At 64.4% G+C, this 20,133-nt stretch carries 20 protein-coding genes and 1 tRNA gene; 14 read left to right on the top strand and 7 right to left on the bottom strand.

Annotated features, from left to right (window positions below; translation table 11 throughout):
• The first annotated feature begins 200 nt into the window (after window positions 1–200).
• Entirely contained in the window at window positions 201–419 is a 219-nt protein-coding gene (locus tag ACM43_RS02660; RefSeq protein ID WP_036012532.1) for a hypothetical protein, read from the top strand.
• Between the two features lie 6 nt (window positions 420–425).
• Here the strand turns inward: ACM43_RS02660 and glmU are convergent, their stop codons facing one another.
• The gene (gene glmU / locus ACM43_RS02655; RefSeq protein ID WP_271537964.1) at window positions 426–1,781 is read right to left on the bottom strand and encodes a bifunctional UDP-N-acetylglucosamine diphosphorylase/glucosamine-1-phosphate N-acetyltransferase GlmU; all 1,356 of its coding nucleotides are present in this window, start codon (window positions 1,779–1,781) and stop codon (window positions 426–428) included.
• 174 nt (window positions 1,782–1,955) lie between these two features.
• Here glmU and ACM43_RS02650 point away from each other — a divergent pair, with 174 nt between their 5' ends.
• Together ACM43_RS02650 and ACM43_RS02645 are read left to right on the top strand one after the other, a co-directional pair.
• The gene (locus ACM43_RS02650; RefSeq protein WP_271537963.1) at window positions 1,956–3,332 is read left to right on the top strand and encodes a hypothetical protein; all 1,377 of its coding nucleotides are present in this window, start codon (window positions 1,956–1,958) and stop codon (window positions 3,330–3,332) included.
• A 133-nt stretch (window positions 3,333–3,465) separates the two neighbouring features.
• Window positions 3,466–3,906, top strand: a complete 441-nt coding sequence (locus tag ACM43_RS02645; RefSeq protein WP_036012541.1) for an MgtC/SapB family protein — start codon at window positions 3,466–3,468, stop codon at window positions 3,904–3,906.
• A 305-nt stretch (window positions 3,907–4,211) separates the two neighbouring features.
• Here ACM43_RS02645 and ACM43_RS02640 read toward each other — a convergent pair whose 3' ends face one another.
• Window positions 4,212–4,358, bottom strand: coding sequence for a hypothetical protein (locus tag ACM43_RS02640; protein ID WP_157286031.1), 147 nt, complete (start codon window positions 4,356–4,358; stop codon window positions 4,212–4,214).
• A 141-nt stretch (window positions 4,359–4,499) separates the two neighbouring features.
• Here ACM43_RS02640 and ACM43_RS02635 point away from each other — a divergent pair, with 141 nt between their 5' ends.
• Entirely contained in the window at window positions 4,500–4,880 is a 381-nt protein-coding gene (locus ACM43_RS02635) for a hypothetical protein (protein ID WP_036039729.1), read from the top strand.
• On the opposite strand, the gene ACM43_RS02630 is transcribed toward ACM43_RS02635, so the two are convergent.
• A complete protein-coding gene (locus tag ACM43_RS02630) occupies window positions 4,840–6,399 on the bottom strand; it encodes a glycoside hydrolase family 17 protein (RefSeq protein WP_271537959.1) in 1,560 nt (519 codons plus the stop codon). The genes ACM43_RS02635 and ACM43_RS02630 overlap by 41 nt on opposite strands.
• Before the next feature lie 328 nt (window positions 6,400–6,727).
• Here ACM43_RS02630 and ACM43_RS02625 point away from each other — a divergent pair, with 328 nt between their 5' ends.
• The 6 genes from ACM43_RS02625 (at window position 6,728) to ACM43_RS02600 (ending at window position 11,917) form a co-directional block, all read left to right on the top strand.
• Complete coding sequence (locus ACM43_RS02625; protein ID WP_036012549.1) at window positions 6,728–7,315, top strand: hypothetical protein; 588 nt, start codon at window positions 6,728–6,730, stop codon at window positions 7,313–7,315.
• Window positions 7,316–7,546: 231 nt separating this feature from the next.
• The gene (locus ACM43_RS02620) at window positions 7,547–10,210 is read left to right on the top strand and encodes a glycosyltransferase (protein ID WP_271537956.1); all 2,664 of its coding nucleotides are present in this window, start codon (window positions 7,547–7,549) and stop codon (window positions 10,208–10,210) included.
• Window positions 10,211–10,529: 319 nt separating this feature from the next.
• Window positions 10,530–10,605 (top strand) — tRNA-Lys (locus ACM43_RS02615).
• 179 nt (window positions 10,606–10,784) lie between these two features.
• Window positions 10,785–11,132, top strand: coding sequence for a response regulator (locus ACM43_RS02610; protein ID WP_036012559.1), 348 nt, complete (start codon window positions 10,785–10,787; stop codon window positions 11,130–11,132).
• Between the two features lie 94 nt (window positions 11,133–11,226).
• On the top strand, window positions 11,227–11,439 hold the full coding sequence (locus ACM43_RS02605; protein ID WP_157286034.1) for a hypothetical protein: 213 nt from the start codon (window positions 11,227–11,229) through the stop codon (window positions 11,437–11,439).
• Between the two features lie 262 nt (window positions 11,440–11,701).
• Window positions 11,702–11,917 carry a hypothetical protein gene (locus ACM43_RS02600; RefSeq protein WP_271537954.1) on the top strand — a complete coding sequence of 72 codons (216 nt, stop codon included), beginning with the start codon at window positions 11,702–11,704 and terminating at the stop codon, window positions 11,915–11,917.
• A 404-nt stretch (window positions 11,918–12,321) separates the two neighbouring features.
• Here ACM43_RS02600 and ACM43_RS02595 read toward each other — a convergent pair whose 3' ends face one another.
• Window positions 12,322–12,534, bottom strand: a complete 213-nt coding sequence (locus tag ACM43_RS02595; protein ID WP_271537952.1) for a hypothetical protein — start codon at window positions 12,532–12,534, stop codon at window positions 12,322–12,324.
• A gap of 348 nt (window positions 12,535–12,882) precedes the next feature.
• On the opposite strand from ACM43_RS02595, the gene ACM43_RS02590 reads away from it, so the two are divergent.
• The 3 genes from ACM43_RS02590 (at window position 12,883) to ACM43_RS02580 (ending at window position 13,785) form a co-directional block, all read left to right on the top strand.
• Entirely contained in the window at window positions 12,883–13,020 is a 138-nt protein-coding gene (locus tag ACM43_RS02590) for a hypothetical protein (RefSeq protein ID WP_271537992.1), read from the top strand.
• A 111-nt stretch (window positions 13,021–13,131) separates the two neighbouring features.
• Complete coding sequence (locus ACM43_RS02585) at window positions 13,132–13,290, top strand: hypothetical protein (RefSeq protein ID WP_164936882.1); 159 nt, start codon at window positions 13,132–13,134, stop codon at window positions 13,288–13,290.
• A gap of 324 nt (window positions 13,291–13,614) precedes the next feature.
• Entirely contained in the window at window positions 13,615–13,785 is a 171-nt protein-coding gene (locus tag ACM43_RS02580; protein WP_198399911.1) for a hypothetical protein, read from the top strand.
• 13 nt (window positions 13,786–13,798) lie between these two features.
• Here the strand turns inward: ACM43_RS02580 and ACM43_RS02575 are convergent, their stop codons facing one another.
• Both ACM43_RS02575 and ACM43_RS02570 read right to left on the bottom strand, forming a co-directional pair.
• Complete coding sequence (locus ACM43_RS02575; protein WP_271537947.1) at window positions 13,799–14,470, bottom strand: hypothetical protein; 672 nt, start codon at window positions 14,468–14,470, stop codon at window positions 13,799–13,801.
• A gap of 1,272 nt (window positions 14,471–15,742) precedes the next feature.
• Window positions 15,743–18,841: a DEAD/DEAH box helicase gene (locus tag ACM43_RS02570; protein WP_271537989.1), complete on the bottom strand. Its 3,099-nt coding sequence runs from the start codon at window positions 18,839–18,841 to the stop codon at window positions 15,743–15,745.
• A 497-nt stretch (window positions 18,842–19,338) separates the two neighbouring features.
• Between ACM43_RS02570 and ACM43_RS02565 the strand changes: the two genes are divergently transcribed.
• Window positions 19,339–19,623 carry a hypothetical protein gene (locus ACM43_RS02565; RefSeq protein WP_157286039.1) on the top strand — a complete coding sequence of 95 codons (285 nt, stop codon included), beginning with the start codon at window positions 19,339–19,341 and terminating at the stop codon, window positions 19,621–19,623.
• 4 nt (window positions 19,624–19,627) lie between these two features.
• On the opposite strand, the gene ACM43_RS02560 is transcribed toward ACM43_RS02565, so the two are convergent.
• On the bottom strand, window positions 19,628–20,020 hold the full coding sequence (locus ACM43_RS02560) for an NUDIX hydrolase (protein ID WP_157286040.1): 393 nt from the start codon (window positions 20,018–20,020) through the stop codon (window positions 19,628–19,630).
• Window positions 20,021–20,133: the final 113 nt, after the last annotated feature.

The raw sequence follows: 20,133 nt of genomic DNA, 5'->3' as shown, positions 1-20,133 counted from the left end.
ACTATCCCCCAAATCGTCGAAAAATCGCCTAAACGACGCGCCCGGTTTTTAGCGAAAATCGCAGGGAACCAGATACTCAATAATTATTGCTGATTGAGACAGCACGGGCGACCGCTGCGTCGATTTGGCCGGCTTAAACCGCGCGCGTTAACCTATTGTCAATACATTTGGCCAACGATTCCGGTCGGGAGAACCAGGCCATGAAAGGCTCATCCGACCGCAAGGGTCTGTCGTCGATGTATCTGCGCGCCAGCGAGACCACGGGCACGCACCTTGCGCATTGGCCGCCGCCGCTGCGCGGCAAAGAGAACAAGCCCCTCTTCATCAAGCATCCCGAAGGCGAGCCGGTGAAGCGCGCCAAGCCGCGCGGCTGGCGCCTGACCCGCGCGATCTTCTCCGAATTCGCCGACGAAGAATAGCGCCTCTCACGTCTCCGGCTTCTTGCCGCCGGTCTTCATCTCGCGATAGCGCGCCGCGCCGCCCTCGCGAATAGTCTGCTGGTTGCGCTCCAGCGCCATCGCGTCGTCGGGCACGTCTTTCGTGATCACCGATCCCGAGCCGATATAGGCGCCTTTGCCGATCGTCACCGGGGCGACCAGCGAGGAGTTGGTGCCGACGAAGGCGCCCTGCCCGATCACCGTCTTGTGCTTCTTGAAGCCATCGTAGTTGCAGGTGATGGTGCCGGCGCCGATGTTGGAATTGGCGCCGACGGTGGCATCGCCGATATAGGAGAGATGGTTGACCTTGACGCCGGCCTCCAGCGTCGCCGCCTTAGTCTCCACGAAATTGCCGATGCGCGCGCCGTCGCCGAGCGAGGTGCCGGGACGCAGCCGCGCATAGGGTCCGATCGAGACCTTCTTGCCGAGCGTGGTCTCGACGATGTGCGAGAACGAGTGGATCACCGCGCCGTCCGCGATCGACACGCCGGGGCCGATCACCACGAACGGCTCGATCGTCACGTCCTTGCCGAACACGGTGTCAGTGGACAGATACACCGTCTCCGGCGCGATCAGCGTGACGCCGGCCTCCATCGCCGCCTTGCGCAAACGCGTCTGCATCACGCTTTCCGCCTCGGCGAGCTGCGCCTTGGTGTTGATGCCGCGCACCTCGTCTTCGCTGGTTTCGATCACCGCCGACTCCCATCCCTGCCTGCGGACGATTTCGACCGCATCCGTCAGATAATATTCGCCCTTGGAATTGGCATTGCCGATCTGCCCGAGAATGTCGAGCGCACGGCGGCCGTCGATCGCCATCACGCCGGCATTGCACAGATCGATCTTGCGCTCGTGCTCGCTGGCGTCGGCTTGCTCGCGGATCGCAACCAGGCGGTCGCCTTCGACGATGAAGCGGCCGTAGCCGGTCGGATCGGCGGCGCGAAAGCCGAGCGCAGCAATGGCAGCGCCGCGGGCAAGCGGCGCGCGAAGCCGCGCAAAGGTCTCGGCCGAGATCAGCGGCGTGTCGCCGAACGCGATCAGGAGATCATCGGCGCCGCGTGCGATCGCCTCGCGCGCCGCCAGCACCGCATGCGCGGTGCCGAGCCGCTCGGCTTGCACGAAGGTCAGCGCGTCGGGGCGGATGCGCTTGGCTTCATTCGCGACTGCCTGATGATCGGGGCCGATCACGACGGCAAGCGAGGTGCCGGTTCCCTTGGGTGCGGCGGCGAGCACATGCGCGAGCAGACTCTGGTGTGCGACCGTATGCAGCACCTTCGGCAGGCTCGATCGCATGCGCGTGCCTTCGCCGGCGGCGAGCACGATCGTGAGGCTGGAACGGGCGGTCATCGAAATCCTGACAGCTATGGCCGAATCAAATTGGCGCGGACGGGCGGCAACGCCCTCGGAAGCTATCGCCTAGCTACCCCCGCAAACGCCCGGAATTCAAGTGCGGCGCCCTTTTCCTGTTAATGTTCCCTGATTGATTCGGGGAAGCCGGACGGGGCTGGGCGCTTAACATTCATGGCAAAGGATTCCGACCCACTGGCGGACGCCTTCTCCACCAAGGAGACCGGCGGGCTGTTCTCCGGACTTTTGGCCGAGGAAAGCACTTTCGACCGGCGCTTGATGTGGCGGCTGGGCTCGTGGGGCGTGGCGGCCGTCGGCGCCGTCGTCTTGGCCGTGATGGCCAACCAGGCCCAGCTCGGCTGGCGGCGCGACCAGGTTGCGTCCGCCGATCTCGTGCGCCAGGCCGACCGCCTGCAGCTGCTGACCAAGGAGAGCCAGAACGAAGCGCGCCGGCTCGCCGCCGCGATCGAGACGCTGAACAGCGACCGCGACCGGCTGTATTCGCGCGTCACCGTGCTGGAGCAAGGGCTCGATTCCGTCACCGGCGCCATTGCCAAGCAAACGGCCACGCCGCCGCCGGGCGCGAAGCCGCAGGACGCAGCACCCACGGCTCCCAGTGTCGCGCCGGTCGCTTCGACGCCGACGGCGACGAGCGAGAAGCCGCGCAGCGAAGCCGCCAAGGATGGTCAAAAGGACGCTCAGAAGGATTCGCCAAAGGATGCCCAGAAGGAAACGTTGAAGGAGCCGCCGAGCCCGCCGCCGCAGACCGCGGCCGCCGCCTCGCTCGTGCAACAGACTCCAGCAACGACTTCGGCGCTGCCGACCATTCCGCTGGTGCCCGCCAAGTCGCTCATGGCGCCACCTGATCCGGCCGCATCGAAACTGATTCAACCTGAGACAGCCGAGCAGAAGGCCGAGCCGGCGCCCGCCGCAGCCGAAATCGTGGCGGCAGCAACCAAGCCGCCAGAGCCAGCCGAGAGCGAATCCCCTGCCATCGCCGTTCAGCAGACGCGCTTTGCGATCGATCTCGGCGGCGCCAACTCGATCGACGGCCTGCGCGCGCTCTGGCGCGGCGTGACCAAGTCCAACCCGGAGATCGCAGCGCTGCGGCCGATCATCATGATCAAGGAAGGCAACACCGGCCTCGGCATGCAGCTCCGCCTGGGCGCCGGCCCCCTGGTCAATGCCGCCGCCGCCGCAAAATTCTGCGCGGGTCTCGTCGAGAACGGCCGCCCTTGCGAGACCACCGTGTTCGACGGCCAGCGCCTGTCGATGCGTGGCTCCGACAAGACGCAAGAGAAGACTCAGGACAGAGTCCCGGACAAGGGTTCGGAGACGAGCCAGGACGCTGGCCCTGCAGCCGAAACGGCGCCTGTGTCGAGCGCGAAGCCCGAAAAGCCGCAACGCCGCCGCAGCTACTCCTCAAAACGCACCAAGCGCGACGAGCCCGCCCCCGCTCCCGCCGCGCAGCCGGCGCCAGCACCGGCGAAACCGGAGGCGGCAGCGTCGTCCGCGGGATCGACGCTGTCGTCGTTCTTCAGGCGACAATGACGCCTCGGTCCCGGCGCGCACGCAGCCAGCATGCGACCAACGGACGCTTGGACCTCGGCCGCGCTTGGCAGCAAGTTCGCAGGTCCATGTCCGACGCGCGCGAAGCGTCGCCCCTCCAGAAACGCGGGTCTTGATGAACGAACTGGATGATGTGCTGAGGCTACTCGTCGCGGCGGCTACGGGCCTCGTGATCGGCATCGACCGCGACATGAACGACAAGCCGGTGGGCATGCGCACCCTGGCGCTGGTGGCCTTGGGCTCTGCGCTGATCTCGATTTCCGTGATCGAGTTTCAGAATTTGCGCGACCACCCGGATGCAGTCTCGAGGGTGGTCCAAGGCATTGTTACCGGCGTGCTGAGCGGCGTCGGCTTCATCGGTGCGGGCGTCATCCTGCACGACGTCAAGGCCAAGACGGTTCATGGCCTCACTACGGCGGCGACAGTCTGGATCGCTGCCGGTCTTGGCATCGCCTGCGCGCTGGGCGCCTGGCTGCTGGTGGGCGCCGCCATCGCAGTCACGTTATTCGTGCTGTTCGCGCTCAGCTGGCTCGAACGTCGCCTGGGGTTGAAGTAAGTCTGGTAGTCGCACACGGCCGGTGAGCGGCTTCATGCCTCCGCCCAAGTACCAAATGATACGAACGAGACCAACCTGACACGGCACACTCCGCACCGGACTTGATTCGGAGCGGAGATGACGGACGCGAATTTCTGCGGGAGCAACTCGCGTTGATCCGCGAACTGGCCGAGCGGGCCGATCCCCACATCAGGAAGCGACTGCTCGCCTTGGCTGAAAAATACGAGCGCCGGCTGGCGGAGCAGAGCCGGAACACGCAAGGTCGCAATTGATCGCCCGCTGATCGTCCTTGGCGCAGGCGATGACTATTCCATGCGCGCCTTTTCCTTCAGATCGCGGATGCGCATCTCCGCCTCGTCCTTCGAGCGGACGATTTCCGACCAATCCTCGACCCGCGCCTCCCTGCTCAGCCTCTTGAGCTCGCTCAGCTGCTCCTGCGTCGGCTTCTCCATGCCTCACTCCTAGGCGGTGTTGGCAACACAACGTTGAGAACCAGCGGGAGGCTCGCGTGTTCCTGGAGAGTGCCCGGGCGGATCAACAGAAACCTCGCCTGCCCTGTTGCCTGGCCGCGCCTTCCCGACCATATTGCCGCCATGACAAAGAAGCCCTTCCGCCTCACGCCCTACCAGGTGCAGTTCCTGCTCGTGGTCGGATTCGTCACCGTCGGCTCTGCGCTCTACGTGCGCTATCTCGCGATCGAGTTTTCGCAAGTAGCGCTCGCCTGCGACGCCGGGCTTCAGACCCTGGTCTGCAAGTCGCGCTCGGTCTCGACCGTGCTGTTCAAGAATTCGGTATTCGGTATCGTGGCGCTGGTGGTTGCGACGCTGAACCTGATGCGGCCGTCGATCGTGCTGCTGACCGTCGGCCTCATCGCCGCCGGCCTCGGCATCGTGCTCTACAATGTCGTGCTGTCGGGCCTTGCGATCGGCCTGCTTATTCTTGGCTTTGCTCGGCCCGCGCCCGCCACAGCGTGAGGGCGAACAACAGATAGATCGCGCAGGTCCATAGCGACTGCCAATTGTCGCGGCCTTCGTTGAACAGCACGTACACGGCCGACAGCGCCAGCACCCCCGCGAACACCGCTTCGGCGATCGGACGCTGGCCGATCTGCGGCCGGTTCAGCATCAGAAGCGCAAACGGCACCACCGCCATCGTCAGCGCGGCGTAAGGAAAATCCTTGTAACGCGGGTCGAACACGAAGCCGAGCGCGGTCGCGGAAGCGATCACCGCGGTCACCGCCAGCGTCAGGCCGAGCACCGCCGTGAGCTTCGACCATTTCCGACCCTCGCGCGGGCCGAGCAGGTCGAGGAAGGTCGGCAGGCTGCGGCCGATCACCATCGCCTGCGCGCAGAAGATCGGCGACAGGATGCCGGCCAGCAGCAACGCGCCCCAGAGCAGCCAGCCGCCGATCCCGTAGCTCTCGTAATACATCTTGTCGGCGCCGATCCCGAGCAGGATTCCGGCGGTCGTCGCCGAGATGCCGACGCCCAGCCAGGCCGGGAAACGCGGCGTCCACGGCCGGCGGCGCAGCGTGATCAGCGCGACCGCGAACACCAGCACGGAAAGGCCCATGCCCGCGCCCATGTACCATTTCCAGTACGGGAAATTGCTGATCGGCTGGCCCGGCGGATATTTCAGGCTCCGGCGCACGGAGTCGTACAGGCCCCAATAGCCGCCGACGGTGCCTTCCAGCCTGCGCTTCCAGGGCTGGTCGTAGGACTCGATGAGGTTGACGCGGAACTTGTTCGCCTTCGCGAGGCCGAGGATTTCCGAGACGACGCGCGCCTGATTGGTGCGCGAGGGCAGTGCGCCGTCGCGCATGCGGCCCGCGCTCGGCCAGCCGGTTTCGCCGATCAGGATCTCCTTGCCGGGAAACGCCACCGCCATGCGCTCGCGGATCTGTTCGACATGGGCGGCAGCGAACTTCGCCTTGATCGGGAAATCCTCCCAATAGGGCAGGATATGAATCGTGACGAAGTCGACGGCGTCATACACCTCGCGGTTCTTCAGCCAATATTCCCACACATCGGCATAGGTGACGGGCACGCCGACCTGGGTCTTCACCAGGCGGATGAGAGCGACGAGGTCCGCCGTCGTCATCTCACCGCGCAGCAGCACCTCGTTGCCGACGATGACGGAGGTGATGACGTCAGGGAATTGCTTGATGAGGCGAATGGCGAGCCCGGCCTGCTCGTAGTTCTTGGTGCGGTTGCTGGAGAGCCAGATGCCCTGCAGCACCTTCATCCCGCCGACCTTGGCGGCGATCGCCGGCACCTGGTCGAGCCCGTTCTCCAGCGAATAGGTGCGGACGCAGTCGGTGATCTCCTTGAGCTGGCGCAGGTCCTGCTCGATCTGGTCGGCCTCGATATGGGTCCATGCCTCCAGCGGCGACTGCTCGCCGCGGAACGGCGCGTAGGAGACGCATTGAACCTTGTCGGCGGGATCGATCGGGGCGCGCGCGAGCGTGATCGGCGTGGCAAGCCACCACCACACGGCAGCGATCGCACCCAGTGAGACGAGCAGAAGCGCCAGTGGCGTACGAAGAGAAATCGGTTCCGTCCTCCGCGAAGGGCCGTCGATTACCTTCTCGCACGCCGTCTGCCAAGGGGGCACGTCCGGTGGATCCCTCGCGCCCCCAGGGAATTTACCTGCGCCGGTTCAAAGGTGATCTAGGATCGTGACTTTGCTGGACAAAATTCGAAATACAGGTCATGGACTCCGAAAGACTTTTCCGCCGCATTGGAGACCCATTTGGACGCCATCAGCTAGCGCGTCCGCGGGGCTCCTGACGCGGACGGCCAGCGGATACATTGGGGAATTCATGCGGCAACGGGTGTTCGAGTCACGAAATGCGGTCCTGCGGCAGTTCGCCGCCACCTTGGCCGTCTCCTGCCTGCTCGTTCTGACCGGTGCTGGCGGCGCCTCCGCCCAGAGCGGTCCGCCGGGCCCCGAACAGGGCAAGGCGGCCGCCCAGCCCGCCGACGCCGCCAAGGACGCCGCCCAGAATCAGCGCCGCACCGACGAGTTCGCGGAAGCCGCCCAGGTCATCAACGGCCCGGCCGGCAATCCCGAATGCGTCTGGCTCGGCCGGCGCGTGGTGCGGCTGATGTGGCGGGATGACCTCGACACCGCGTTCCGCCATCTCGACCTCTACGACCGTTTCGGCTGCCCCGGCGGCCACATCCAGGCCGCGTTCCGCTGCCTGACCCGCTTCGGCGGCCAGATCGATCCCAAGGTGGCGGAAACCCTGGATAGCCGTGTGCACGCGTGCTGGATCAACCCGGCCGCCCAGCCGCAGCAGGCGGCGGCTGCGGCCGCCCAGCCGGCAGCGCCGGCCGCCAATGCGCAGCCGCAGCCGGCCGCGAGCCCCTCGCCTGCGGCAAGCCCGTCCCCCACGCCGGCGAAATAGCCCAAGCCAAAATAGCTCCGGTCGTTTCAGCTGCCGTTCAGGAACGACCGGCCATAGAGACGGTTGGCACTGCCGCGCGTCGTTCAAAAAGGCCATGCCCTCATAAGGACATGAGGCCATGACAGTTGTGAAACCGCGCGGCAGAGATATGCTCCCTTTGCCGCGGACTTGGTCGGATCTCGGGGTCGGATCCGCTTCCCTGCCACCTCAGCCCCTATTGGTTTAGCCGCGATGCGCGTTGTCGCCGCCGTTCTGTTGCTCGTGTCTGCGCTCCACGCAGGCAGTTGGGGAGTCCTGCGCGACAGGGAGCCTGCGCCGGACTTCAAGGGCCTGGTGCCGAGCCTGTCCTATACGCCGTTCGAACCGGGCCATGTCGTCGACCTCAACGTCGACCCCGACAAAATTCGGTCGGACTTGAAGAAGCTCTCGACCCTCACGCGAGCGATCCGGTCCTACACCGCGACGGAAGGCAGCGAGCTGGTGCCGCCGATCGCGGCCGAGTTCGGCCTCAAGGTCACGGTCGGCGCGTGGATCGACAAGGACGAGGATCGCAACGAGCGGGAGATCAAGGCCGCCATCGAGCTCGCCCGCAAGAACAGCAACGTGATCGGCATCGTGGTCGGCAACGAGGTGATCTACCGCGGCGAGATGAAGGTCGAGGACCTCATCAGCAAGATCAAGAAGGTCAAGAGCGCGGTCCGTGTTCCCGTGACGACGGGCGAGATCTGGAACATCTGGCGTGATTTCCCGGATCTCGCCTCGAGCGTCGACTTCATCGCCGCGCACGTGCTGCCCTACTGGGAAAATTTCCGTTCGGATCAGGCCGTCGACCAGGCCGTGGACCGCTACAACCTCCTGCGCAATCAGTTCCCGGGCAAGCGCATCGTGATCGCCGAGTTCGGCTGGCCGAGCGCAGGCTATAATTTGCGCAACGCAGACCCGGGTCCGTTCCAGCAGGCGCTGACCTTGCGCAACTTCGTCACCCGCGCCGAAGCGCTCGGCATGGACTACAACATCGTCGAAGCCCTCGATCGGCCCTGGAAGTTCTTCGAAGGCGGCGTCGGTCCGTACTGGGGCGTCCTCAATGCCAGCGGCGAGCCGAAATTCGCCTGGACCGGCCCGGTCGAAAACCCCGACTATTGGAAGCTGATGGGCATCGCGCTGCTGGTCGGCGTGCTGCTGTCGCTGCCGATCCTGCGGATCGAGAAGGCGACCGCGAGGCAAGCCTTCCTGCTGTCGGGGACCGCCAACGGCGTCGGCGCCTGGGCCGCGACCGTGTTCGCCTATTGGAACGGCCATTACTTCCTGTTCGGCTCGGCTTTCGCGCTGACGCTCGGCATGATCCTCCTTGTTCCGCTGGTCCTCATCGCGATGGCGCGCATCGACGAGATCGCCGCGGTTGCCTTCGGCCGGCCGCCGCAGCGCCTGATCGCCAAGAACAAGCCGGTCGAGAACGTGCCCGAGGATTACTGCCCGAAGGTCTCGATCCATATCCCCGCTTATTTCGAGCCGGTCGAGATGCTGAAGCAGACGCTGGATGCGCTGTCGCGGCTGAACTACCCAAACTACGAATGCGTGGTCATCATCAACAACACGCCGGATCCCGCCTTCTGGCAGCCGATCCAGGACCATTGCCGCGCGCTCGGTGAACGCTTCAAATTCATCAACGCCGAGAAGGTGCAGGGCTTCAAGGCCGGCGCGCTCCGGATCGCGATGGACCGCACCGCGGCGGATGCCGAGATCATCGGCATCCTCGATGCCGACTATGTCGTCGAGCCCGACTGGCTGAAGGACCTCGTGCCTGCTTTTGCCGACCCGCGCGTCGGCCTCGTGCAGGCACCGCAGGAGCACCGCGACGGCGATCTGTCGATCATGCACTACATCATGAACGGCGAATATGCCGGCTTCTTCGACATCGGCATGGTCCAGCGCAATGAGGCCAACGCCATCATCGTGCACGGCACGATGTGCCTGATCCGCCGCGCCGCGATGGACATGGCCGGCGGTTGGTCGAGCGACACGATCTGCGAGGACAGCGATCTTGGCCTCGCCATCCAGGAGCTCGGCTGGACCACCCACTACACCAACACCCGCTACGGCGCAGGCCTGCTGCCGGACACCTACGAGGCCTTCAAGAAGCAGCGGCACCGCTGGGCCTATGGCGGCCTGCAGATCGTCAAGAAGCACTGGCGCCGCTTCCTGCCCGGCGCGAGCCGGCTGACGCCCGACCAGAAGCGCGAATATGGCCTCGGCTGGCTGAACTGGCTGGGCGCCGAAAGCCTCGGCGTGGTCGTGGCGCTGCTCAACCTCATCTGGGTGCCGATCGTCGCCTTCGCCGACATCGCCATTCCCGACAAGATCCTGACGCTGCCGATTATCGGCGCCTTCATCGTCTCGCTGGTGCACTTCCTGTCGATGTACCGCGCCCGCGTCGCCATCAAGCCCGGCCAGATGCTGGGTGCCATGATCGCGGCGATGAGCGTGCAATGGACGGTGTCGCGCGCGGTGGCGCAGGGCCTGATCACCGAGCACATCGCCTTCGCCCGCACCTCCAAAGGCGGCCTTTCCCGCATGTCGATCGAGTTCCAGGCGTTCTGGGAGGCCGTGATCGGCACCCTGCTCCTGGTCGGCGCCGGCGTGCTGATCGCCACCAACAGCTACAAGCAGATCACCGAGATCTACATCTTCGCCGGCGTCTTGGTGCTGCAGAGCCTGCCGTTCCTCGCCGCGGTCGCCATCGCCATCCTCGAGCTCAGCCGCATCAACTCGTTCCAGTTCTGGCGCGACAGCGCGATCCGCACCGCCGAGCTGATCGGCCTGCGCCCTGTCGCGCTGCCCCACCCGAGCGCAACGCCGCAGCCGGTGCCGAGCGAGGTGCGGCGGGAGACGAACTGATCCTGCTCCACGCCGGTCTTCGGACCTCGTGCTTTGAAGTCACGAGGTCTTCGGCGTGGATGGCCGGCCGCCAATCGAGGTGAGAATTTTGGCCTAAGCGACGGATAGCCCAGGCCAATCCCCGCTCCTGCCGCGATCTCGGCAACCACCCGCACTATTGACCTCGGCAGCCACTCCCCCTACACAGCGCGGGCCGAAGGCATGATCCGGAAACAGCCGGTTTTCCCCGCAACGCGATCTCTAGGCGAAGCGGCAAGACATGCCTCTCGAATGTCCGAACACGATGGCGATCTCTTATCTTAGCCATCAGCGGCCATGGGAGCGCGTAGCTCAGCCGGTAGAGCACGTGACTTTTAATCACGGGGTCCTGGGTTCGAGCCCCAGCGCGCTCACCAATAAAATCAAGTAGCAAAAATCGAAATGCCGTCCGGCTCACCAGGAGGGCAGGAACAAAGGCCACCCGTTCCAGCTTGAGTCTCGCTGGCTCGTTGGCCGAGGCGGCCCGACCAGCCGGCACTACGTTTTCTGCGCATGGTCCTCACGTCGTGGACGAAGAGCGCGACTGGAGGGAGACTTGCGGGTTCTTGTAGCCGAAGACGAAGACCTGATCCGGGACGTGGTGGTCGACATCCTGGAAACTCACGGGCATGAGGTGATGGAAGCTGATAGCGGCGAGCGCGCGCTCGAGCTTTGTGCCGAAGCCACACCCGATCTCTTGTTCACCGACATCAGGTTGGCAGGTTCGCTGACGGGCTGGGATGTCGCCATCCAGTGCAGGCAATCCAATCCGCGCATGCCTGTGATCTACGCGACCGGCTATACGCACGCCGCTCCGCGTCCGGTGTCCGGGAGCATCATGCTCCAGAAGCCGTTCGGGCTTGAACGCCTCTTGGAAGCGATGCAGTCGCTCGCGGGCGATTAGCTGCAGCCAGCCGCGGTCATGCTCCGCAGACTGACAATTGTCAGTCGTTCGACTCCACGCAGGAATGACGGGCCTTCCGCACGCTTTGGCAGGAATGCCAAATATCTCGCCCGGGATGATCAAGCCGCTGCGGCTCGCTCTGCTGTATGGACACCTGATCGCGCGGGGCGCGCGGCTGTATCATCCGGGCGGCTCGCATCCGGTGTGCAGCCTGTCATTAGCCAAGCAAATGGTCGCGGCTGGTTTGCTCCACGCAAATGGCGAGAGCTTCGAGCTGACGCAGGAAGGCCGAACCTTCGCCGGTTGATGCACACTGCATCATCGGCTTCCCCATGAACTCAACGCCCGCTGGCGCGTGACCACGGTCGTGAAGTCAAGGGAGGCGTTCCAAGCAGCCCGCCCACCGGATCTGCCAAAACCGCTGACAAACTACGGTGACATTGCACTCAACTGTGAACGAAAACCCGACCAATTACCACTTTTTCCCGAAACGATTCACATATGCGAATGAAGCTACAAAGAAGAATGCCGCTTCTGAGAGGTGCTGGGCAAATCGGGAGCATGCTTCATTGACTGACGAGGTTCCGTTGCAAAGCCGATTCTTCATTCGCATGGGCGGCAAGGGTTGGATGGTCTACGATCGAGAACGCAGGGGCCCAGCACTGATCGGGACCGACATGGCGGCCAATCTGACCAAGGAGCGAGCTGAACAATTGCTACTTCTGCTGATGCCCTCGCGCGCGGAGAAACCGCGTGCGGCGAATGGGGGTGGCTCGCGGGCGTGAACGGGCGGGCCTCCAAGGTTGCGGTCCACTTTCTCGGGCGCCGCATTCGAACGTGTTCACCGGCCACCGTTCGCGTTGCCGTCGGGGCTGGTTCTGGCCTAGACCTCGAAGATTTAATTCCAGAGGGTATCTTTTGAGACACCCAGCTCGAATGTTTGAGCAGACGATATGACCCGGCGTGCCACGCTGAGTGGTGCGTCGGGCGGCCTCGGTGTGTCCGCAGCCAGCCCCGGGACGCCCGGGGCCGTTCCTTTGGATTCACGTTTGTTGATGCAGGAACATCCCTCCAGGACGAACCTGTCGTTACCAGGGCTGGCAAGTTTCATGTCGGACCTATGGTAACCAGGTAGGACCGCTATCCAGAGCGGCGGCCCTCGTTCTGAAGCGTGGCACGGGGGCCGCGCCTAGCGCCTCTTTGGCCGATCGGTTTCTGCTGATCGCGATTTAGGGTTGGCACCCTTGCGAATTGTCGGGGGCGCCTTGCCCTCGTGACTATGCCTCTCTTGCATCTGCTCGGCTGCGACTACGCGCGAGCGCAGGTCTTCCAATTCGGAAAGCCCAGAAGCAAGCTCATCGAAACGCTGCTTCAGAACAGCGGTGTGATCGAAAGTGCCCATGTACCCCCTCCGTCACCCGAGCCGACCAAAAAGTGGGAAAATCATGCAATCGAGGAATGCAGAGGCATGGAGCCAGTTCCTTTGAACAGTGCTGCGCCGTTGTCGCAGTTCGAGCGATGCGACTCGGCTCCTCCATCCGCGAACGTTCCGGGACAGGCGTCACGGCTACGATCCAATGACGGCCCCGACCGTGGGGGGCTTTTGGGGTGTGAGGCCGGGGCCGCTGGAGGTGCTTGGACCTTGGGGAAGGCCAAAGCCATCGAAGACTAGGAAAAAATCGGCAATCACTTCTGCTCGCTTTCGCACATTGCTTGTACGTTTTGTTTGCGCAAACGGAGCCAGTTGCCAATGAAGGACTATCTGGCGCAGATCGAGAAACTTCGCAAAGATGCGGCCGAACGCGCCCTGATCCACGACTTGGCTAGCGATCCAGCCAAGCGCGAAGTGTTCGACAGTTCGGAGCCGCAGTGGTGGTCGACATGCTGAGCGGAGCTGCGGAGATGCCGATGCACCGCCAATCCAGATCAGCATGGGAACGTTTCGAACGGCAGTGAGTCCTACAGGCGCAATCCATCCCGTTTCCTCGTGGATCGAACGATGGAAAAAGCACTCGCCTATGCCATCTCGGCGGCCCTTGTGGGCTTCGGTCTCTTGATCTTTTTCGCCGGTCTGTCTTCCAGCTCGCCCGCCTTATGGACGATCGTCGCGCTGGTCCCGATCACGATCGGGATCGTGAGCGCCTTTGGTCCTGTGTGACTTGATGTGGAAACCAGGGCTTTAGGTCAGCCCGTCTGTATTTTCCGAATCGGCAACCCGTGTTCGCTCTCTCGTAGCTTCCAACCGCTGGTGACCCGCGTGAGCCATTTCGTCTCGATGCTTCTGCTTGCGACGGCCCTGGTCCTGACGTTGTGCTTCGGAGTGGCGGCCTGGCGCCTCTCGGCAGACAAAGAGGCCGACATCACCGCCACGATTTCCCATCAGGAATACGGTTGGAGGCCAAGGCCCAGCAACTGAAACTTTGACAAACCCGCTGACATCGCGCCGGAAACGTGTAGGATTCCCCAAAACCGGAGGAACGGCATGTTTGAAATCAACGGTTTCGACACGGCGGGCGTCGTCAATCTCAAGCGGTCCTCACTCGCCGCGGCCCTCAAAAAGGCCAGGGAGCTGGTCCAGGACGGATGCTGGGACGTTCAGGTCGTTGATCCGACAGGCCGGGTCTATACCTCGTTCGAGGAGGAAGCGGCCTAGCTAAGACGCATCCTCAGCTCTCCGGCCCCGCCACCGCAGCCGGGACGCTCAGCGGCGCCCCTCCGATCGACACCGGGCCCAGAGGCCCCAGCGGCTTGGGCTCACGCACCAGCCGCTTGCGCATCGCGGCGGACAGTCCGTAGCGCGCATTCGCTCTGCGAACGGACGACGTCACGTCCGACATCATCACATTCTGCAGCGAGTCGACCTTGGCGATCAGCGTGGAGAGCTGCGACGAGATCTTCTTCACGTCGACCCGCTCCTCCGTGATGCTCTGCCGCAGGGACAGCAGCACCAGCGAATCCTGCTGCAGCAGGGCTGCATTCTGCTGCAGGGTCTGGTTGTTCTCCTGCAGCGAAGCCGTGTGCTGCTGCTGGGCCGACTGGATCTCTTTCAGCGCGGTGACGACCGGATCCGGCTTCGGTGCCGGTGCCTCCTGCCGCGGCAGCAGTTCGGCGAGGCTGGTAACATTCAATGACGGCATGCCGGAGGGCGACGTATAGATAGCCGCCGCGCCGTTGATGGCGAGCGCACACACCGCCAGCGGCAGGATCGTCTTGCGGCGGGGCGTGATTGGCGGCGTTTCAGCTTCCGGGCCTGCGGGCTCCTGCGCGCCTGCAGCGTCTGCAAGGGCGACGGCGTCGAGCTCTTCGGCGAAGCTTGGCGTTTCGAAGGACGTGGTCATTTGCACTGACCCCCATGGAGCGAGCAACAGGAAGCCGCCCCTGGAACGCCTCGCGACGATCCGCTTACGCAGCACCCATACACAACTGCCTAAAATTGTCGGCTTTCTGGATTAATTCCGCGTTAGCGGCGCGGACGGCGGACGGCCCGGCAACCCCGGGCTGATTACGGATCCGGTGCAAGCTCCTCGCCGCGCACCGGCAACAGCCATGCCAGCAACGGATTTTCCGAAGTTGGCATAATGCCACTGTTTTGCCCGACAAATCAACGGCCAAGTGACGGCGCCTCCGTCACGGACCCGGCACGATAGGCCTGATCCGGGTCGTGGACCACGTTTGCTTGGGCCCACCTCGGCCGCGATGGACGCGCCGATGCAGAACGCCTTATCGCACAAGCACATAGCTACTGTGCATGGGGTTGTTTTCGCACTTTCCGGTTTACCCCTCGTCCAGCAACTCGAACAGCTCGTGCGTCCGCTCAAACCGCGAGCGCCACATGTGCTTTGGAGGGTGCGATGCACCGAGTCGACCTGTTCCCCCGTCGTTCGCAGATTACAAGCCTGGTCCTATCGGGCTCGTAACGCGTTTGGGCGACACAGTCGTTCGTCGCTCGACCTGGGCCTTGGCATCCAGCACCTTGTCTCCAGCTCGTGCGGCTCGCGGCCGACTGATCTGGTCCGAAAGGCTCGAGCCTCTTCCTGATAGACCATTTGAACCAACACTGGCGTTTCCTTGAGCCTGTGTTGCCGGTCGGAATCTGCTTTGGGAGAACGCCGAACCAGCGGCCTTTTGATCTTCATTGCTCGTGCCGCTGCCAATCGCACCGATCGGCAGTCCATTTTGAGCGTGACCAGCCCCGGCATTTCTCGCGGCCTGAGCTGCCGCCCGCGACCTCGCAGGCGTGGCGGGCTGGACGTTCGAATTGGTCGCTCCGCTGTTGGTGCGCAGATCTCCGCCGGGCGCGGTGTCCTTCGTCCCCATCCCTGGGGGAGCTGAGGGACCTGCATTGCCCGCACTCGTCCCCATTCCAGAAGGCGCCGAGCCGCCAGCGCTACCCTGCCCCGTTCCCATGCCCGCTCCGGCGGAGCCGGCATTTGCGCCGCCTGCTTGCACCAGGGCCAATAGACATGAGCTTGCGACAATCGTGGCAATCACTGGACGAATGGCATGTGACATCGGACGATCTCCTTCGCCACGCCCAAATTAACTATAATGGTGAAGCAGGGTTTCCGCTACGAATTCGCGGTTGTGCGCGCTGACGAACGCGCAAGCCCCTACCCCTCATCCAGCAGCTCGAACAGCTCCTCCACCAGCTCGAACGGCGCATCACGCATCGGGCTGTGATAGACGACGCGGTCGCCGTCGCGTTGCAGCGATTTTCCGCGCGACTTGCGCAGGCGTCCGGGCAGGAACGTCGCGGCGGCAGCTTCAGGGCCGACGTCGAGGCGGATGATGCCGCGTCGCTTGCATTCGATCCTGAGCTTGGCCGCGGCGAAGAAGTCGCGCGCGAGCTTTGGCAAGGGTCCGAAGCGGCGGGAGGTTTCCTCCTCGAGGTCGTCGAGATCGTCCTCGTCGTTGCATCGAGCGGCGCGGGCATAGAGCTCGAGCCGCACCGGCTCGGACTGCACATAGCTCTCGGGCAGCATGTCCCCGACCGGCAGGTTGAGGTCTGGCACCCACAGCTGCTCGTCGCTCTTCTCCGAGGCCATTTTCAGCAGGTGGCTGTAGAGCACCGGCCCGAACACCTGGACGTGGCCGGATTGCTGCTCCGAGAACAAATCGCCTGCGCCTCGCAGATCCAGATCGCGCTCGCTGATGGCAAAGCCCGCGCCCGGCCGGCTGAATTCCTCGAGCACAGCAAGGCGCTTCTCGGATTGTCCGGACTCCGTCTCGGTGAGCAGATGCGCGTAGGCGCGGATGCCGCCGCGGCCGACGCGTCCGCGCAGCTGGTGCAGCTGCGCAAGGCCGAACTTTTCCGGCCAGCACACCACGATGGTGTTGGCGCGGGGAATGTCGAGACCGCTCTCGACGATGTTGGTGGCGAGCAGGACGTCGGCCTGACCTTCGACGAAGCTCATCATGCGGTCGTCGATCTCGTCGGCCGCCAACCTGCCGTGCAGGCAGACGATGCGAAGATCCGGCGCCACGGCCCGCACCCGCGCCAGCATGGGATCGAGATCCTGGATGCGCGGGCAGATCAAGAAGCTTTGGCCGTGGCGGCGCTGCTCGCGCAGCAGCGCCGAGGCGATCGCCGCATCCGACAGCGGCGCGATCCGGGTCGCCACCGGAAGCCGGTGCACCGGGGGCGAGGCGATCACGCTGAGATCGCGGAAGCCGGCAAGGCCGGCGGCCAGCGTCCGCGGGATCGGCGTCGCGCTCATCATCAGCACATGGACGTTCCTGGCGAGCCCGGCGAGCTTGGCCTTCTCCGCCGCGCCAAAATGCTGCTCCTCGTCGACGATGACGAGGCCGAGATCGTCGAACCTGACGTCCTTGCCGGTGAGCGCCTGCGTGCCGATCACGACCTTGATCCGGCCGCTGCGCAGGCCCTCCCTGGTCTCCCGCAGCGCCGCGCCCGAAGTGGCGCGCGAGAGGTTGCCGACCTCGATGCCGAACGGGGCAAAGCGCTTCTGAAACGTCGCGACGTGCTGGCGGGCCAGCACCGTCGTCGGCACCGCGACCGCCACCTGCTTGCCCGACAGCACCACCGCGGCCGCAGCGCGCAGCGCGACCTCGGTCTTGCCGAAGCCGACGTCGCCGCAGATCACCCGATCCATCGGATGGCCGGATGCGAGATCATCCAGCACGTCCCGGATCGCCTGGGCCTGGTCGATCGTCGTGAAGTAAGGAAAACGCGCGACGAACTTCTCGTAGGCCGATCCCGGCGGCACCAGCTTTTCGCCGCGCCGCCGCCGGCGCTGGCTGATGTGCTTGGCGAGCGCCTTGCCGGCGATCTGGATCTCGCGCTCGGCCTCGCTGCGGCGCGCCCACCACGTGCTGCCGTCCGCCTTGTCGAGCGAAAGCCTGCCGAGCTCGGCGGCGTAAGGCCACATCAAGGCGAGATCGGGCGGCGGCACCAGCACCGCATTGTCGCCGGCGAACTTCAGGCGGATCATCTCGCGCATCGCGCCCCCGCCGGTATTGACGGTCTGCAGGCCGTCGAGCACGGCAAGGCCGCGCTGGAGATGAACGACCACCGTGCCCTGCTCCGGCGCATCGGCATGGTCGAAGGCCGCGCTCCAGGCGCGCGCCATCGGCTGCGGATGATGCGCGCGGCTGCCGAGCACGTCGGACGCCGTCACCACCACCAGAGGCTTCTTCGCCGGCACGACGAAACCGGCATCGAGATCGGCGAGCAGCGCCATCTCACCGCCCCGCACGCGCGCGGCCTCCTCCCAGTCTTCGCAGCGCTCCGCCTTGACGCCGCTCATCCGCTCCATCACGCGCAGATCGTCCTCGTGCGCGGCAACGAGGATCAGCCGCGACCCGGCCCGGCGCGTCTCCTCGACGAAGCCGCGCAACGCCTTCCGAGAGGATGTCAGCTTCGAAAATTCCGGGATGGCCTGGAACGGCGCCGCCCGCGGCAGCACCTTGATGCCCTTGGAGAGCCGCTTCCAATCGCTGCGCCCGAGATATTCGCGCTCCCGCTCGCTGCGGGGCGCGGCCTCCTCGATTGTATCGAGCCATCCGTCGGCATGTGACGGCACGCCGGCATCGGCGATCCATCTGGCGCCCGCGCAATAATCGAACAGGCTGGCGCGCTTGCCGCCTTTGCCGGCAAGGCCGAGCCGCTCCGACATGGGATCGACGAGCAGCTCCTTTGTCTCGAAGATGATCCTGTGCTCATGCGGGTCGAAGGCCACGATCCGTTTGATCGTGTGCTGCGAATGCTCGATCCGGAACGGCCCCAGCGCGCCTGCGGGAAATATCTCGAAGGTCTGGCCGTGGAACAGCGCCCCGCCCGGATAGTCCGGCTCATCGTCGAGATCGTAACCGAGGGATTGGAGGCGGGACTCCAGCTCCTGCTCGGAGAACGTGCCGCCCACCTTCAAGCTCAGGCTCAAGCGCGACAGGCTGGCCGGTGGTGGCATCCGCTCCATCACCGCTTCGGCCGTCGATACCAGAAACACCGGCTTCTTGGATTTCGCAAGGCGCCTCAGCACGGAGGCTCTGCGCCCCGCGAGCTCGTGCGAGGGCTCAAGCTGATCGAACGGCAAGGTGTTCAAGCGCGGAAACACCAGCACCTCGCAGGCGGCGTCGAGCGCGTGAATGACGCTGCCGAGCCGCTCCGCCCTGTTCTCGCTCTCGGCGAGAAACACGATGCCGCTGCGTCCGGACTGCTTCCATTGTGCAAGCAGATGAAGGGCCATCATGCCGAGAGGCGACGAAGACGAGATCGTGCGCTGCGATCCCTTGCTCTTCTTCGGCGGCTTCTTGGCCACCCTTGCCTTCGTGGAAAGCCTCACTTGGACCCGTTTCTGCTCTTGAACCGCCGCAAACTGAATGCGAGCCGCCTTGCCCCTCGAATCGGCAGCTCGGCGCCATGCATATGGGATTTGCCCTGCGAACGCACCCCTCCTCAACAACGTTCGAGGCGGCGGCGCGATCCCTTTCGATCTGCTCTTGGCTGTGAGAATGGAGGCACGAAAAAGCCCCAGCGCTTGGAGCCACGCTGGGGCGTTTCGTTCGAAATGAATCGGTTAAGCAATGACGTCTTCATAGCAGCGGTTTCGCCACGCGCTTGTGAACTGGTTCACACGCCTTGTTGGCTCGGCGATATCTGGCGGCATCCAGCCACGCCGGCATTCAAGCTTTCTTCAGACATTTCGGATCAGCTGACGATCCATTTCAAAGTGATTGTCATCCGCGCATGAGTTCGGTCCAGGTTCAGTGCACGCGGTGCAAGAACGTGTTTCGCGATCGCGCCGGCCGGTTGCAGGACGGCTATTCCAGGCAATGTCCGAGCTGCGAAGTCGTGCTGTTCTTCGCCGAGGACTCGCAGCATCCTTTCATCAAGCGGGCAATGCGCAGTGCGCGCCAGGTCCGCAAGGAGATGCGGGAGCTCCAGGCCGCGAAGCTCGCCGCACCCGAGCCGGAGGTGGCGCAGTCGAGGAGGTTTGCCGGCAGGACGCGATCGGCGACGCGGGAGGACTAGCGGCTCAACTTCGCCGCCGCTTGCGCGGAAACAGGCGGTCGCGGATGTAGCGCGAGGTCGCCGTCAGGCGGATGCCGCGGGGCTTGTGCCAGGCGGCGCGGTCGATCTCCTTCTTGTCGCCGATCGCCAGCCTGCCCTTGGCGGACTTGGCGATGAAGATCGCGTCGCTCATCTTGCGGCCGGAGCGCTTGTTCCTCGCCTTCACTTCCTTCCAGAGGCTGATCCTGCCGAGCTTCAGCTTGGGCAATTCCTCCTTGATCTCCCGCCGCAGGCAGTCCTTCTCCGACTCGCGCGCACGCTTGCGGCCGCCCGGAAACATCCAAAGGCCGTCCGACCGGCGTCTGACCAACAATACCTTGCCGCGCCTGGCGGCAACCAGCTTGGAAGACTTTGCCATTGCTGCCGTTGTCGAAAACAGAATCGACCCAATGGTAACTTGTCTAGTCGAACAGACAAGTTAGCGACGCGCCTTGATCACAGGCCACGAGCTATCCGGCATGGGCGGCTGAC

The organism is Bradyrhizobium sp. CCBAU 45321, assembly GCF_028128975.1.
Classification (GTDB): Bacteria; Pseudomonadota; Alphaproteobacteria; order Rhizobiales; family Xanthobacteraceae; genus Bradyrhizobium; species Bradyrhizobium yuanmingense.
The sequence above is the reverse complement of the archived record's forward strand: the minus strand, read 5'-3'. Positions and strand labels throughout refer to the sequence as shown.